This is a genomic window from Paenibacillus albidus (assembly GCF_014644435.1).
Taxonomy (GTDB): domain Bacteria; phylum Bacillota; class Bacilli; order Paenibacillales; family Paenibacillaceae; genus Paenibacillus_AQ; species Paenibacillus_AQ albidus.
In genome coordinates this window covers 289,279-305,950 of record NZ_BMKR01000004.1, presented here as the reverse complement: position 1 = coordinate 305,950, position 16,672 = coordinate 289,279, and the positions used below count along the sequence as shown (strand labels likewise).

Annotated in this window: 5 protein-coding genes; all 5 read right to left on the bottom strand. The window is 56.9% G+C overall.

Annotation, left to right across the window (positions count from 1 at the left end; genetic code table 11):
- Positions 1 to 8: 8 nt before the first annotated feature.
- From IEY53_RS06390 to IEY53_RS06370, 5 genes are read right to left on the bottom strand one after another with little or no spacing between them, the layout of a single operon-like run.
- On the bottom strand, positions 9 to 1,136 hold the full coding sequence (locus IEY53_RS06390; protein WP_189023084.1) for an acyl-CoA dehydrogenase family protein: 1,128 nt from the start codon (positions 1,134 to 1,136) through the stop codon (positions 9 to 11).
- On the bottom strand, positions 1,133 to 1,393 hold the full coding sequence (locus IEY53_RS06385) for an acyl carrier protein (protein ID WP_189023082.1): 261 nt from the start codon (positions 1,391 to 1,393) through the stop codon (positions 1,133 to 1,135). The genes IEY53_RS06390 and IEY53_RS06385 overlap by 4 nt, the downstream gene beginning before the upstream one ends.
- Positions 1,394 to 1,412: 19 nt before the next feature.
- Positions 1,413 to 2,264, bottom strand: a complete 852-nt coding sequence (locus IEY53_RS06380) for a 3-hydroxyacyl-CoA dehydrogenase family protein (RefSeq protein ID WP_189023080.1) — start codon at positions 2,262 to 2,264, stop codon at positions 1,413 to 1,415.
- A 29-nt stretch (positions 2,265 to 2,293) separates the two neighbouring features.
- A complete protein-coding gene (locus IEY53_RS06375) occupies positions 2,294 to 6,733 on the bottom strand; it encodes a type I polyketide synthase (protein ID WP_189023078.1) in 4,440 nt (1,479 codons plus the stop codon).
- Positions 6,734 to 6,737: 4 nt separating this feature from the next.
- Positions 6,738 to 16,661, bottom strand: a complete 9,924-nt coding sequence (locus tag IEY53_RS06370) for a non-ribosomal peptide synthetase/type I polyketide synthase (RefSeq protein ID WP_189023076.1) — start codon at positions 16,659 to 16,661, stop codon at positions 6,738 to 6,740.
- Positions 16,662 to 16,672 lie beyond the last annotated feature (11 nt).

The window sequence follows — 16,672 nt, the reverse complement described above, 5'->3', positions numbered from 1 at the left end:
GCGCAGTGTTACAAACGGAAGGTGCGTGCAATTTGCAGCTCATGCATCTGGGAAGTCCCTTCAATGATCTCCATAATCTTGGCATCCCGGTACAACCGTTCCACCGGATTGCCATTCATGCAGCCCGAAGCGCCGTGCAGCTGCAAAGCATGGTCTGCTGCATGGACAGCCGTTTTGGAAGCATGGTACTTGGCGACCAGGGTCTCCGTGATGGCTGCAGGATCACCTTGCTCCCGCAGCCGCCCGGCGGCGGCACACAGCTCGCGCGCGGCTTTGGTCTCGGTGATCATCTCGCTGAGCATCTTCTGCACGAGCTGATGCTTTCGCAGCGGTTCACCGAACTGGAACCGCTCCCCGGTATAATGAAAGCTGTGCTCGAGGCAAGCCTGAGCCAGGCCTACACTGCCGCAAGCGGTGGTGTAACGGCCTTCATCCAGCGCATAGTTCGCCACATGGGTGAAGCCGAAGCCGATTTTGCCGACCAGATTCTCCACAGGTACAGAGCAATTCTCGAAGGTCAGCTCAGCCAGCATATTGGCCCGCAGCCCCATCAGCCCACGCAGCGGATTAATCCTTAAGCCGGGGGTTCCCCGTTCCACCAGCACGGCGACCCCGCGCCCGTTCAGGCGGGCGAACACCAGGAACAAGTCGGCGATTTGACCAAGTGTGATGTATTTTTTGCTGCCATTCAGGATGATTTGGCCATCCTCTTGCACAGCTTCCGTCTCCAGCTTGGAGATATCGCTCCCGACCCCCGGTTCGGTGATTGCAATCGCCGGGATCACTTCGCCGGCTGCAATGGCGGGCAGCCATTTGTCCTTCTGGGCTTCCGACCCAAAACGCGAAAGCGGTTTACAGACCATGCCGAACACTGTACAGGCATTCTGTACCGAAGCTAAGCCCCGGCCCAGCTCTTCATGGATGGCCCCCAGTGTGGCGTAGTCCACGGCAGTTCCCCCATATTTGACTGGTACCGCCAGGCCTGTCAGTCCTTCGGCCGCCATTTCGGTGAACAAAATACGCGGAATCTCCTGCTCCTGATCCATCTGGACGGCCAGGGGCATGACGCGCGACTCCACAAAGCGGCGAACCGCTTCGGCGGCTGGGGCGGAGGTCGCTTTTAACGGTGTATTCATTGAAATGCAGCTCCCGTCTGTTGATGGCGTTCAATCAGCACTACCAGATCATTGACTGTCTTGATATTGTCCATATCCAGATCCTCTTCTTCCAGCTCCAGGTGAAACGTCTTCTCGATGAACATAATCAGCTGGATCATGAACAGGGAATGCACCAGGCCCAGCTCCAGGATATTGTCATCGTCCTTAAGTTCCTTGGTGCGCAAGGAGCGGGTCAGAAATTCAGTTACCTGTTGTTTGATTTCCTCATGATTCATAGGGATCAGCCTCCTGTAATCAATTGTAAGAATAAAAACCCTCACCGGATTTCATACCATGCAGTCCGGCATCTACCATTTTTTTGAGCAGGGGACAAGGGCGGTATTTACTGTCGTTATAGCCTTCATACAGTACATCAAGTGACTTGAGTATGGTGTCCAGCCCAATCAGGTCGGCCGTCTGCAAGGGGCCCATCTTATGTCCGAAACACTGTTTGAATAAAATATCAATGTCCTCGGGTGTAGCTACTTGCTCCTGCACCATGAAGATGGCCTCATTGACAAAAATCATCATCGCCCGGTTGGTCACAAACCCGACCGAGTCGTCAACGACTACACTTTGTTTGCCGAGGGTTCCCAGCAATTCCTGAGTCACTTGCAGTGTCTCCGGGGTGGTATGATATCCCCTGATGACTTCAACCATGGGTTTAAGCGGCACCGGATTCATGAAATGGATCCCAACCACCCGCTCGGGGCGTTCCACCAACGCAGCCACACGGGTGATCGATATCGCCGATGTGTTAACCCCCAGAATGCAATCCTTCGTGCAGACTTTGTTGAGCTGATCGTAAACTGCCCGTTTGATATCCCAGCTCTCGGTCACATTCTCCACCACGAATGAACACGCGGCGAGTGCCTCAATGTCTTGGGTGAAGTGGATGCGGTCCAGCACAACCTCAGCACGCTCCCGCGGCGCCACACCGGTCATCATTTTCTGAAAACGAAGGCTCTCCCGAATCTTTTCCCGGGTTCTGCGCATCTGCGCTTCGGATACCTCTACAACCACGGTGTCGTAACCGCCTTGGGCGAAGACCTGGGCCACGCCGCTCCCCATCACACCTGAACCTACAACACCAATCCTTTGTTCCATCGTTCATCCTCCGTCCTGAAATCTGCCTACTACACACCTTCATAGGTCAGCCGCTGATATTCGCGGTAAGCCTCCGCAATGTCCGCTACGGTCCCGGCATCCCCCCACTCGCTCATCAGGCTGTCGATAATTCCCGCCACCGTTGGCTTCTCCATGACAGTCCGGAGCGGCAGTTCGGCGCGGAACACATCCTTGATCCTTGACAAGAGACGTGTCAGCAGCAGTGAATGTCCACCCAAATCGTAAAAATGGTCCTGTACACCCACTGGATGTACGCCCAGCAGCTCTGTGATGATTTCACAGATAATGGTCTCCGGCTCGGTCGCCGGAGGTTCGTAAGCCCCCAGATAGGCCGGGCGCTCACGAGTTCCTACAGCATCGAAAGGACGGGCGGATGGATCGGGTTCCGCCGGGAGCAGCGGTGTCTCCGAGGCCGTCATCAGCCGGGATACGGGATGCTGCGCAGAGATGACAGCCCGGCTGATCCGGCTCCGGATCGGCCACAGCCGTTCATACAAGGTATATTCCTGTTCCCGGGTAATGCCCGGACCCGCCGGGCTATCCGGGCTGCGGATGAAATCCCGGCTCAGCGACAGCCAGGGGATATCCCTGCTGGCCGCCGCTTCCGCAGCCGCATCAAGCACGCCAGCAGCGGCGGCCAGTTCAGTGAGGCCCAGGCCGCCAACTACGGAGGACAAGGAGGATAATATCCAGCCAAATCCGATCTCGGCACCGCAGCCCAGCAGCAGCGTGTTCAGTTCCGGGAAGGTGTGAGACGCCGGAACCTGCAGGTCCTCCGCTGCGGACAACGCCGCCAGCGTCCGCCATTCCAAGACTTGCAGCTCCGGTTCGTACACCACCCCGTCAATCCGGCCGCAGATTCCAGCCGCCGCAGCGATAGCCTTCTTAAGCTGTGCCGAGCCGAGACCTTCGGAGGTTATCACCTCCGCACCAGGCCGGGCGGCCAAGAAGCTGCGAATCAACTCCGCACCACCGGCGGGGGAGACGACGAGATAGATCTCTTTGGCTGTTGTTTCCGCTGCTTCGGAATAATGAGCTGGAGCCGTAAACGGGTCAAAGGCCTGTATCAGCCTCGTCCCGCTACGGTAAGCAGCTACCCCCGCCGGGCCGGGCGGGGACGTGAGCTCCTGCCAGAGCTTGTCTGTCAGGCGTCTCTCCGGTTCTTCCGGTTGAAAGTCCACCAACTGGCCCTGCCAGCCGGGCCGCTCCTGGCTCAGGGTTAGAATCGGCCCAAGGATGGCGCGCCGCTCCGGCGCTGTTGTTCCTCCTGATCCGAAGATAGTAAAGATCCGGCTGGCCGCCACCGTCAACCGGACCTCTGCTCCGCAGAGATCTTCATCCAGTGCAGCGGCTAAATGAACAATCGACAGGTACCCGCGCTCTGCTGCGGCTGCATCCGTAATCTCTGTAGCGGCCGTAATTCCTGAAAGCGGCTGCTCCTCCAGCATCCAGGCATGGAGAATGCGGTCGATGCGAATGCCGTCTTTTCGCAGGTTATCTGCAAGCTGCAGATAATCCCCGGCCTGGACCGGATTAAGCTCGAAGAGATCCGGTGTGAGCCGCCGGTACTGCCCGGCGGGCAGCACCTCAATGCAGCGGTCTCCCCGTTCCATAAGCCGCTCCCTGCACCGTCCGGCAACCCGGCCCTCTTCCCGCAGAATGAGCCAGGTCAGAGGCTGCGAACCGGCCATACCCGGTGTGTCCGTGAGCGGCTCCTGCTTCCACGCAGGCAGATAGAGCAAGGAAGGGTCCGGCTCCGCCGCTGCCGCCCGGAGTGGCCCCGGAAGCGTTGGTCCCGGCAGATAGGTCTGCCGGTCGAAGCTGTACATAGGCAGTGGCAGCCTCTGCCGGGATTGCGGCGGATAGAGCTGCTCCCACTGAACGGGTACCCCGGCCAGCCATAGCCGGGATAAGGTCTCCAGGAAAACAGCTGTTTCACCAGTTGTGCCTGTGGCCCCCAGGCTGTGCAGCACCAGGCGCTCCTCTCCGGCCTGGGCTTTCGCCAGACGGCATAAGGTCTGACCGGGGCCTACCTCAAGGAAGACAGAGTCCGCACTCTCCAGGCAGCCGCTGATTATCGCCGAGAAGTTCACTGTCCCGCGAAGCTGCGCAGTCCAATATTCGGGGTCCACTGCCATCTCGCCCGTGATCAGTTCCCCTGTCAGACAGGAACAGAACGGCAGCCCGGGTGTATTCAAGCGTTTGGAACGCAGCACTTCGCGGAACGGCTCCAGAATGCCATCCATCCGTGCGGAGTGGAATGCGTGTGAGGTGTTCAGTCTTGCAGTGAATATCCCCGCTTGGTTCCACTCCTCCTGACGTTGCAGCAGTTCTCCTTCTTCGCCTGAGAATACGCATAATCCCGGCTGGTTGATAGCTGCCAGCGATACGTCCTCACTGACATACCGGTCTGCCTCGGCTGCGGGAATGGCTGCAGCCAGCATCATTCCACCCGGGGCGGACTGCATCAGCCGCCCGCGGGCCACAACAATATCGAGCGCATCGTCAAGGGTAAACACGCCGGCCAGTGTCGCCGCTACGTATTCTCCGATACTGTGTCCCGCCATGAGTGCAGGACGGACGCCAAGCTTCATCCAAGCCTGGGCAAGTGCATACTCCAGCACGAATAATGCGGGTTGAGCAAGCCAGGTCTGGTGCAGCTCCGATTCAACGGCAGTACCTTCATGGGGCAGAGCTTCTGTCTCCGCAGCTCCGATATAGCGGCGGATATCACGGCCTAGCTTCGGCAGCAGCAGCTCCGCCAGCCGGTCCACTTCCTGGCGGTAGGACAGATGGCGCCGATACAGCTCCGCCCCCATCCCCATGGTTTGTGCGCCTTGACCCGTGAACATGAACACGACCGGGCGGTTGATACGCTCCTCGGCAGAATAGTTAACCCGGGCTCCGCTGCCAGCCCCTCCTAGAAGGCGGACAGCCTCTTCTGCCCCCCAAGCTACACAAGCTAAGCGGTATTTGAATTGCCCCCGCCCCATTTGCAGAGTGTAGGCCACATCGGCCAGCGGAGTACTGTTCCGCCTGTTCTCCAAATGGTATGAAAGTTCCGCCTGCATCCGCTCCAGGGCAGCGGGGCTTTTGGCCGAAAGGAGCAGGACGGCCGGAAGCCCGGAAGGCTCACTTTCTGCCCGGATTGGTGGTTCCTCCAGGATCAGATGGACGTTGGTGCCGCCAACGCCAAACGAACTGATGCCTGCGCGGCGCGGCACCTTCCCTCTGGGCCACGCCACCGGCTCCCCGGTGAGGTAAAAGGCCGACTTCTCCATCTCCAGCAGCGGATTGGGTGCAGCGTAATTGGCTGTCGGGGGAATCATTTCCCGTTCCAGAGACAAAGCGGTTTTGATTAAGCCGGCAATCCCGGCAGCGGCATGAAGATGTCCGATGTTGCCCTTGACCGAACCAATGGGCCGGCGCTTGTCCTCTTGTCCGAAGACCTGCTGCAAGGCAGTGAATTCAATCGGATCACCAACTTTGGTGCCGGTGCCGTGGGTTTCAATGTAACCGATGGTATCCGGTTCAATATCTGCCAGGTTCCAGGCGGAGCGGATAACCTCCTTTTGTCCCTCCAGGCTGGGGGCAGCAAAGCCGACTTTTCTGCGCCCGTCATTATTGCTCGAAGAGCCCTTGATCACGGCGTAGATGTGATCGCCGTCGTCTATGGCTTCCGAGAGGCGCTTGAGCACCACTGCACCCGCGCCTTCTCCGAAGATTGTGCCATCGGCCCGGCTGTCGAACGGGCGGCAAACCCCGCTTTTGGAATAAATCGTGCCTTCCTGGTAGAGATAACCCGATTTGCCCGGCTGCTCCAGCGTAACGCCTCCGGCAACGGCCAGATTGCAGTCTCCGAGCAGCAGTCCCTGGCAAGCCAGATGGACTGCCGCCAAGGAGGTGGAACAAGCGGTGTACAAGGTATAGCTGGGTCCCGTCAGATTCAGCTTGTAGGAGATCAGCTGGCTCAGGAAATCCTTGCTCGACACAATCCCGGACTCCAGAACATCTTCTCCGTCTCCATGACGGGAGAGATGGTCGCTTGTCCATTTCAAGTCGAGCGGTGCACCGGCATACATGCCGATTTGACCGTCATAGCGGTCGGGGTGGTAACCCGAATTCTCCAGCGCATGATAGACAATTTCGTGGAACAGACGGATCTGAGGGTCCATGTTCCCGGCTTCCCAGGGGGCATACCCGAACAATGAAGCATCAAAATCGTACACATTGCCCAGATACGGCTTCGCTTTGACGTAATCGGGATGGTTCAGCCTTTCCGGAGCAATCCCTTCGGCCCGAAGCTCTTCGTAGCTGAATTGGGTTACCGAAGAGGCTCCCAACATCAGCAGTTCCCAATACTGCTCCAGATTGTCCGCGCCCGGAAATTTGCCGCTCATGCCGATGACGGCAATCTCAAGGCCGGTCTGTGTGGTCTCTTCACTCATAACATCACCTTCTTCCCTTGATGGACTCCAGTGTTTTCAGGCGGCTTGCTTTTCTTTTGCGGTCTTCGGAATCTTTTAGAACCTCGCTGTTGCCTGGCTGGTCTTCCCTGTCCGTGAACAAATAGGCATCCAGCAGATGAATCGTCGGGTACGAATACATTTTGACGATCGACGTATCTTTGGCGGACAACGCATTGATTCGGGCATTAATCTGAATCAGGTCAAGCGAACTGGCTCCCGCTTCAAAAAAGTTGTCATGCAGCCCGATGGCTGTAAGCTCCAGATAGTCCATAAACAGTTCTGCCAGCTGCTTCTGCGTCTCTGTAACCGGCGGTGCGTATTCGGTGCTGCCGGCTTGCCGCTTCCGCTTGCGTCCCGAATGAAGCGGTGTATTCGCCGGGCTGATTCCCTCCGGTACATTAGCCTCAAGCAAGGAATGCCGCGCGTTCAAATCGGTGGTGGACAGCAGCCACTGGACCGTGGACTCTCCCGTGCGCATGACTTTGGCCAAAATATGCTCCAGCACTTCCATTCCTTCGGCATTGGTCATGCCATCCCGGAGCTGTACCTTCTCAGTTTTCCGAGCTGCCGCAGGTTCCTGGGTAATGACGATTTTGCCGATATGTTTGGCCGAAGCCATATACCGGAAAGCCTCTTCCGCAGCGGAGAGCCGGTATGGGATCACAGGCAGTGGTGTAAACGTGCCTTCTTCCACATGCCGGGCAATCTCGCGGAACAGCTTCGTATAGCCCGGCAGGCCGCTGTCCATGCTGATGGCCGACAAAGAAATTCCCTTCTCGAACATCCGCATCTCCAGATTGCTGTTCTCCATAATGTCCTTTACGCCCATCTCCAGAAATCTTCCGTGCGGGGCCAGCAAAGACAATCCTTTCTCTACAGCCGCTCCCGTCAGGGAATTCAGAACCACATCCACCGTTCCTGCGGATTCGCGGATTTGGTCGGCAAAACCAAGATCCCGGGAGGAGTATACGCGGGAGATGCCCAGCGAACGCAGGTAAGCGCGTTTCTCCTCAGTGCCGGCCGTAGCATAAATCTCCGCGCCGATCCACTTGGCGATTTGCACGGCTGCCAGACCCACGCCGCCCGTTGCTGTATGAATCAGCACTTTCTCGCCCAAGGAGAGTTGTCCACGAACAACCAGTGCGTAATAAGCCGTCATAAAAGCAATCGGCACGGTGGCCGCTTCAGCAAAAGATATCCGGGAGGGCTTGCGGACCACCGAGCCCGCCGCTACCCGTGCGTATTTGCCCAAGCTTGCTCCGGCTATCGCCATCACTTCGTCTCCGGGCAACCAATCGGTTACCCCTGCCCCTACCCGGGTCACCGTTCCGGCGCATTCCAGGCCGAAGCTGAAGCCATAGGTATCCGGCAGCTTGAGGACACCGAGTGCATACAGCACTTCCTTAAAGTTCAGGCCGTTCGCCGCCACTCGGATCTCCACCTCACCCGGTCCCGGAGGCAGCCGGTATTCGGGCAGGAGGTGCAGGCTGTTCAGTTCACCCGGCACGGCTAACCCGAGCCGGAAATTTCCGACCGCAAGTTGCTTCCCTTCTTGCTCCACCGGTAACTTGTCCTCAAGTGACTGGTCACGGACTTTACGCATGACATATTCTCCGACTTCCATGAGAACACGGCCTTCCGGATCGGTAATGCGGCAGACATACGTCCGGGCTTCCTCATTGGGTTCGCCTTCTTGCAGAATGGCGCAGATACTGGGCGGAAACGGCCGGTGAATCCGGATATGCTTATAAGCAAAAGGCAGGTAAGCCCCGCTGTCCTCCGCTTGTCCGTTCAGCAGGCTGGTTGCCCGGTCCATCAGCGCGGGATGGACTCCGTAATCCGCCGAGTCCGTGGCCTGGTCGTCCGGCAGTGACAATTCAGCAACAGCCTCACTCCCCTTCCGAAGGACCCGGCGCACGTTGTTCCAGTGAGGGCCATACTCCATGCGTACCTTCAGACCTTCTCCGGACAGCTCTGCTGCTGCCGGAACCGTTGCGGCCATCAGGTTCTGATGAAGCTCCTCCAGCTCCGCGTGACTGAGTGTCCAGCCGGTCTGTGTTTCCATACGCTCTGCGTGGCCTTTGGCATGTTGGGTCCATTCTCCCGCCGTGCCTATGGAGGACATAGAGAATTCCCAGCCGCCGCCGCTTTTGGACCATACGGTTCTTAGCTCACACACCTCTTCCACCACAAGCGGCTGAACAAAAAACAGCTCTATAATGTTCAGGCCCGTTTCACCGGTCATATCTTCAAAAGAAGCCCTGAGAATCTCTACATATCCTGTACCGGGCAAAATGGAGGTGCCAAGCATCCGGTGACCGTCCAGAATCCAATGTTGCTCTGACGACAATTTGGACACATAGACAGTCTGCTTCTTTCCAGCCCCTTCGCTTCTCGAGGTCAGCAGCGGGTGGGAGGTGCGCAGCGGAAGGTCCGTCTGCCCCGATTTGAAACCTGCCGTATCATGTCCGGCTTGGGTTCCGTTATAACGGTTCACTGCCTCAACTGCCATACCCGTCTCGCTCCAGGTGTCCCAATCCATGCTGACTACGCGCATCGCAGACGGTTCCCCGGCATGTGCGCGGGCGAAGCCGTCCATAAAGGCATTGGCGGCTGCGTACCCGCTCTGGCCGAAGGCACCAAACGTGCCGCTGATCGAAGAGAACAGCAGAAGAAATGCCGGCGGCTGTTTCAGATCTGCCAGTACTTCATACAGGACCATGGTACCTGCGATTTTGGGCCGCAGCACCGCTGCGATCTGTTCTCTTGTTGCGCTATGGATCATGCTGCTATCCGGTACACCTGCTGCATGAAAGACTCCATCCAGCGGACCGAAACGCTCCACCGCTGCGAGAATGACGTGTTCCATTGCTGTCTTGTCGGCAACATCGGCATATTCTACATGCACCTGTGCTCCGGCAGCGTATAGCTGCTCCAGCCGATCCTGTACCGGACGCCGCTGGCGGCCTACCAGTACAAGCTTGGCCTGATATTGAGCGGCCAGATAACCGGCAAGTGCCAGCCCAATTCCGCCCAGGCCGCCAGTGATCAGGTACACCGCACCCTTGCGCAAAGCGCTGGACGGAAGGGTCCGTCGGGGCAGGATCACCCGGGTGAAGCCATGTTCATAGCGGCGGGAGCGCCGCAACGCTTGCCGGATGGGAAGTGGACTGGCCTTCCGGTCCGACACTTCGTAAGGTAGTGCTAGCAGTTGTCCGGGATTCGCGGCGGCGGACTCGGGATCTAGATCCAGCGTATGTACCCGGATCTGCGGATACTCTAGCGGGATGACGCTGGCTGCTCCTAGCAGGGTAGCTTTCAGCGGATCTGCACTGTCACCCGGCTGGACCCGCTCCATTTGGTTTGTGACCAGCGTAAGGTCCAGCAGTTTGCCTTGCGCGGCTACCCCGGCCGCACGAACCAGTTCCAGCACGCTGTACAGGCAGCGGTTCAGCACCTCCTGGCCGGCAAGGTTCCCCCCGTTACGGCTGGCCGCAATTTGCGCCTGAGCCAGGGTTTCGGCCTGGTCAAGCCCCAGGCTCCACAAATAAATAATCCGTCCGGGCTGCTGTGTCCCGGCTTCGGCAAACCCTTTGAACAATTGGCTATAATGGGCCGGATTACCGGGATCAAGCGTGTAAATGTCGGCAGGCTCACTCCGGAAGGTCCCTTCGGGGTAGACCCTGATACAGCGGTCTCCCTGCTCTTCCAGCCGTGTTGCCAGCTGCTCGGCGAGATCACTTCGTTCAGTGAACAACAGAACCGTCTCACCGCTGCGGGCAGACCCGCTTGCTTCCGTACTGTTTGTCGTACTGTATGCTACTTCACGCCAGTTCGGGACATAAGCCCATTCGGAAACCGGACGTTTTGGGGAAAGCGAGGTTTCCGGTTGAGCATTCTCTGCGCTCCCCTCCTGATATTTCCAGTAATATTGCTTCTCGAACGGATACACCGGCAGGGAAACCCGCCGTCCCTTGCGGTTCTCATATACTCTTTCCCAGTGGATTGCCACTCCGATCATCCATAGTTCGCCCAGAGCCTGAAGCAGATGAATATCTGCAGAATGGGCCTCGGAGGCTTTGGGTATGATGCCAAGAACAGGACAGTTCCTGCCAATACCCGGATTGCGGCGGATCAGCTGACCCAGCGTACGGCCCGGGCCGACTTCCAGAAATACAGGCTCCAGCTGTTCCGCCAGCGTTGCCGCACCTTCCATGAATCTGACGGTCTGCCGGACATGATTCACATAGTACTCAGGGTCCACCGCTTGTTCGGCTGTGATAAATTCACCCGTAACATTGGAGATATACGGAATGGCCGGAGCCGCCAGAGCGATCTCCTGAAGTGTTTTGCGGTAGGGGCTCAGCATCGGCTCCATCATCGCGGAATGAAATGCATGCGATACCTGTAACCGGACCGGCTCGTGACCGGTTCGTTGCAGCTGCGCCGTCAGAGCCCGAATCGATGCCGCCGGACCCGAGACCACCGTAAGTTCCGGGCTATTGGTCGCAGCCACGGACAGATCAGGCCATTCGTCCAGCAGCGGCAGCACAAGCTCATGCCGCAGGCTAACGCTAATCATCTCGCCTTGCTCCATCTGCTGCATCAGGGAGGATCGGCGGATAACCAGCGGGACTGCCTCCTCCAGCGTCATCACACCTGCAATGCAGGCAGCCGTGTATTCACCGAGACTATGCCCGATCATAGCCGCCTGAGAGATGCCCCAATGCTGCAAAAGCCGGGCCAGTGCATACTCCACCATGAACAGCAGCGGCTGGGCGATTTCAGTCTGGTCGATTGCATTTAGTGTAGTTCCCGGCGGGGTTGGTCCCCCGCGCTTTGACCCTTGCAGAGACAGCCAGATGGATCGCATATCGGCCTCCATAAGCGGCGAGGCAAGCTCCAGGCAACGATCCATTTCACGCCGGAACAGCGGCTGCGTATCATACAGATAACGCGCCATTCCAGCATGCTGGGCTCCTTGGCCCGGAAATGCGAACACGACATGGACGGTCTCCCGGATTCGGGCAGTATTGCCCGTTCCGCTCTGGCAAGCACGCAGACCGGCAGCAAGCTCGGCTGGATCTGCGGCAACCAGGGCCACCCGGAAGCCCAATTCTTGACGGCCTGTATTGAGCGTGTAGGCGATATCTCCAAGCTGTTGTTTTTGGCCTTTTTCCGAATCGAGATAACAGAGCAAGTCTTCTGTTTTTTGCAGCAGTGCTTCTTCTGTAGCAGCGGATAAAAGGAATAATGCCGGTGTTCCATCACTCCTGTTCTGCCCGTTTCCGTGATCTGCGGTAACGGATAGCGGAGCCTCCTCCAGAATCACATGCGCATTGGTTCCACCGATCCCGAAGGAACTTACGCCTGCGCGGCGCGGAGAACCTTCCGGCGGCAGCCACTCCTGAAGAGTGGCATTGACTACCAATGAACTTTTGTCGAAGCCGATTGCTTGATTAGGCCGCTTGTAATGTAAGCTGGGGGGCAGCTGCTTGTGATGCAGTGCCAGCACCGTCTTGATGAATCCGGCAATTCCCGCAGCAGCATCGAGATGTCCGATATTGGTCTTGACGGACCCGATCGCTGTCCTTGTTCCTCCGGAGGCAGGGAACAACCCGGTCAAGGCTTCAATCTCGATGGGATCACCGAGCGGTGTGCCTGTTCCATGCGTCTCAATGTAACTGATGGAGGCCGCAGGGACGGCTGCGGCTTCCAGGGCAGCCGCTACCACATCTTGTTGTCCCTGTACACTGGGAGCTGTGAATCCCGCTTTACGCGTTCCGTCGTTGTTAATTGCAGATCCTTTAACTACAGCGTAGATATGGTCGCCATCCCGAACGGCCAGATCCAGCCGTTTCAACACCACAAGACCCGCACCGTCACCACTGACCGTCCCTTGGGCATCTGTATCGAACGCCTTGCAGTGACCATCAGGCGATTTAATCATGCCCTCCTGGTAGGTGTAGCCCGATTTCTTGGGTACCGAAATCGACACCCCGCCCGCCAGCGCCAGATCGGATTCTCCACGCAGCAGGGAGCTGCAGGCCAGATGTACCGCTACAAGCGATGAAGAACAGGCGGTTTCCACTGTTAAGGACGGGCCTTTCAGATTGAGCTTGTAAGAGATGGGCATGCTCAAAGAATGTACATTTAAGTTAGCCGCCCGCCAGCGTTCCGTGTCGTCCGCAAGCGAATCGAACAGGCGGTTTACCCAGTTCAAATGGACCGTTGCGCCCACAAACAGGCCAATTGCGCCCTGATGCCGCATGGGGTCGTATCCGGCATCCTCCAGGGATGCCCAGGCGAGTTCATGCAGAATACGCAGCTGGGGGTCCATAAGTTCGGCCTCTTGCGGACTGTAGTGGAACAACTCCGCATCGAAATATTCAATATCCTCAAGCATCCCCTTGGCCTTCACATACCTGGAGTCACGCAGGAGCGTCTCGGCAATTCCGGCAGCGCGCAATTCTTCCTCGGAAAAGAACGAAATGCTCTCCTTCCCCTCCCGCAGATTGTGCCAGAAACCCGCAGGATCTGAAGCCCCCGGAAACCTGGCAGCGAGTCCAATGACTGCAATATCGCCGGTTGCCTCACAAGTTTCTTCCATTGGCTGCTGCTCCGCTTGAGGGAGTATATCCGCATGGCTTGTGCCGTTCGGAGAGGCTTCGGTTTGTTTTGCCGACAAGTATGCAGCAAGCTCTCTGACCGTTGGATAACGGAATAAATCGGTTACCGACAGCTCAATACCGGTGGAGGCTCGCAGCTTATCGCTGATACGGATCGTCAGGAGCGAATTACCGCCGATATCAAAAAAAGGATCATCCAATCCGATCCGATCCACCCCGAGCGCTTCCTTCCAGGCTTCCAGCACCGTAATTTCCATGAAGGCCAGTGATTGTGCAGGTGTGCCTCCGATGACAGAGGATGGGAACGGCAAGTTCCGCAACGCTTGTTTGTCCACCTTCCCATTGATCGTCAGCGGCAGCGCAGCAAGCTGCATATAACGCGTAGGAACCGCGTAGGCAGGCAGCCTTTCCAGCAAGGCTTTTCTGAGAGAACCTGCCTGCAGCGTGTCATTGGCTACAAAATAGGCGGCCAGCTCCTTTTCCCGATCAGACACCTGGCTAACGATAACTGTACAGGCTTGAATCCCAGTCAGTTGGTTAAGTTCAAGTTCGATCTCTTGCAGCTCGATCCGGTATCCCCGAACCTTCACCTGATTATCGGCCCTGCCGAGAAAATCAATATTTCCATCTGGAAGCCAACGGGCCAAATCCCCAGTTCTGTACATCTTGTATTCCGGATACACCGGATCGGGAATGAATTTGGCTTCTGTCAGCTCAGGATTGTTCAGATATCCCCTGGCGACGCCTTCCAGCCCGACGCATAATTCGCCAATCGCTCCTACAGGCAAAAACTGCTGATCCCGGTCCAGGATATAAGCGGTGGAGCTTGTAACCGGCTTGCCGATAGGGATTCTGGTCTCATATTCCCGTTCAATCGCAAATGTGGTGGACAGCACCGAATTCTCGGAAGGACCGTAGCCGTTAACAAGTCTCAAGGCCGGGTTGGCCAGTCTAACCTTGTTGATCTGTGTTGGCGATAACGTATCTCCGCCAATAATCAGATAACGCAGTGACCGGAAGAGCGCCTCATCCACACTGGCCAATTGATTGAACAGCGGTGTAGTCATCCACATCAAACTTACTTTATGCTGGAGCAGCGTTTCTTTTAGTACCTGTGGCATCAGCAGCTTGTCCTGGGCCAGCAGGTACAAGGCCGCTCCATTGAGCAACGCCCCCCAGATCTCGAAGTTTGCGACATCGAATTCAAACGGACATGTCGGCAAAATCACATCGCGGGTGCCGATATCGACAAATTCTGTATGTTTGACCAGCCGCACAATCCCTCTATGCTCAATCATTACGCCTTTGGGCCGTCCCGTGGAGCCGGAAGTATAGACTATACAGGCCAGACGGTGTCCGTCGGAATGCTGATAATCGGTACCGTCCAGCGGTGCCGGGTCTTCATTTTCAAGGATATTTTGGTAACATAGTGTATCTACACCCATAGATTTCATAAAAAGAAGTTGGCTGTCCGTATCCGACAGCATAAGGCGCATTCCTGAATCTTCAATCATAAAGCGGATGCGTTCCTCGGGATAATCCGGGTGCAGCGGCACATAAGCCGCTCCGGATTTCAGAATGGCAAGCAGACCCATGATCGTCTCCGGACTCCGCCGGGACCGGATTCCGATGCATTGCTCCGGCCCTGCTCCATGGCGAATCAACGCGGCCGCCACCCGGTCGGACATCTGATCCAGCTCAGCATAGGTCCATCTGACTTCCTCATGAATGATAGCAATGTGCTTAGGATAGCTGCGCACCATCATGGAGAACCACTGCGGAATGGATTGTTCCCGGAATGGCTTCACTGGTTCCGTCGGGGACAGCAGTCCGTTCATTTTGAGTGCTTCAGGTTCCGCCATCCTGATATCTGACAGTTTCCCGTCTGGCCGCGCGGCCAGATTGTGCAGCAGCTGCACAAAACATTGCGACATTTGATTTACCACAAAATACTCATAGATTTCCTGGTCATAGATAAAGTCCAGTTCAAATCCGCCGCTCTCATGGATGAGCAAAGTAAGCGGATAGTGGGTGTGCTCTTCCATGTCAAAGGAACTGAACGACAACGGAGCCTGGGTGGATGTACCATCCGGTGAGGACCCTGCAGGCGGCTGCTCTAGCAGCACCTTATCCAGCGGGTAGTTCTCCATCACCAGCAAGGTATCAAATAATTCCTCCGCACCTTGTATCCCTGCGTAACCTCGGATCTCGGCAAGACCGGCCATTTCATGCGGACGCCTGGCTGAGATTGCCGCCTGGACCCTGGAGAAATACGCCCGTACACTCTCCCCCTTGCGGCTGGAAAGACGCAGCGGCACCGTGTTGATCAGTAGCCCGGCTATACGTTCAATTCCGGGAAGACTGACGCCTCTGCCGGATACCGTGGTCCCAAACACAATATCATCGACGTGTTTGAACCGCTGGAGCAATAGACCCCAGGCCCCGTTCATCAAGGTGGCAAGGGACATGCCATTGTTTTGGCAAAACAGCCGCAGCCCAGCCGCTGCCGTCTCCGGGATGTTCAGGGATACCCGTTTGAATCCCGGGCGCCGTGGTTTGTAGAACGGTTGTATCGTTTGTTTGATCTCATAATCGCGCAAGTTATCGCTCCAATACTGCACTTCCCGCTCCGGTTCGCGTGAGCTTTTGACAGCGGCCAGGTAAGCTTTCATTCCCGGCTTGGCCGGATGGGACACTTCCTGTTGTTCAGCGAGCGCCCGGTAGGCATGAAGCCATTCTTCCAGCATAATGCCCAGACTCCAGCCATCCAGCAAAATATGATGGTACGTAAGAAACAATCTGCATTCTCCGTCGAACTTACATAATACAATTCTCAAGGTTTCCTGAGTCAGATCGAAATGTTTCGCCCGGTCCCGCCTGCCCATGAGCTCCACCGTTAGCTGCATCCGTTCTTCCACGCTTTTCGCCTGCAGCAGAACCTCCAAATCTTCACTGGAAAAGGAGGCATGGAATCCATCAGGGATCACACCACCCGTGAAATCCAAGATTTCCGGCAGCGGTTCGCAGCTCCGCAGCACCAGCTGCACAGGTGTCCGCAGACCTTCCCATTTGAAGACGGAACGCAGTGCATCATTTGCACGATAAACAGACAACCAGGCCTGATTGAACAGCCTGTTATCCACCTGTCCCTGCAGGGTAAGGACAAGACGCTCTAGATATTCACCTTTGTATTCCCCTTGCAAATAATGAAACAGCATCCCTTGCTGCAGCGGCCGCAGCGGCCAAATATCTTGGACGTTGTTTTTCTCAACCTTCATCTCGGGCCCCC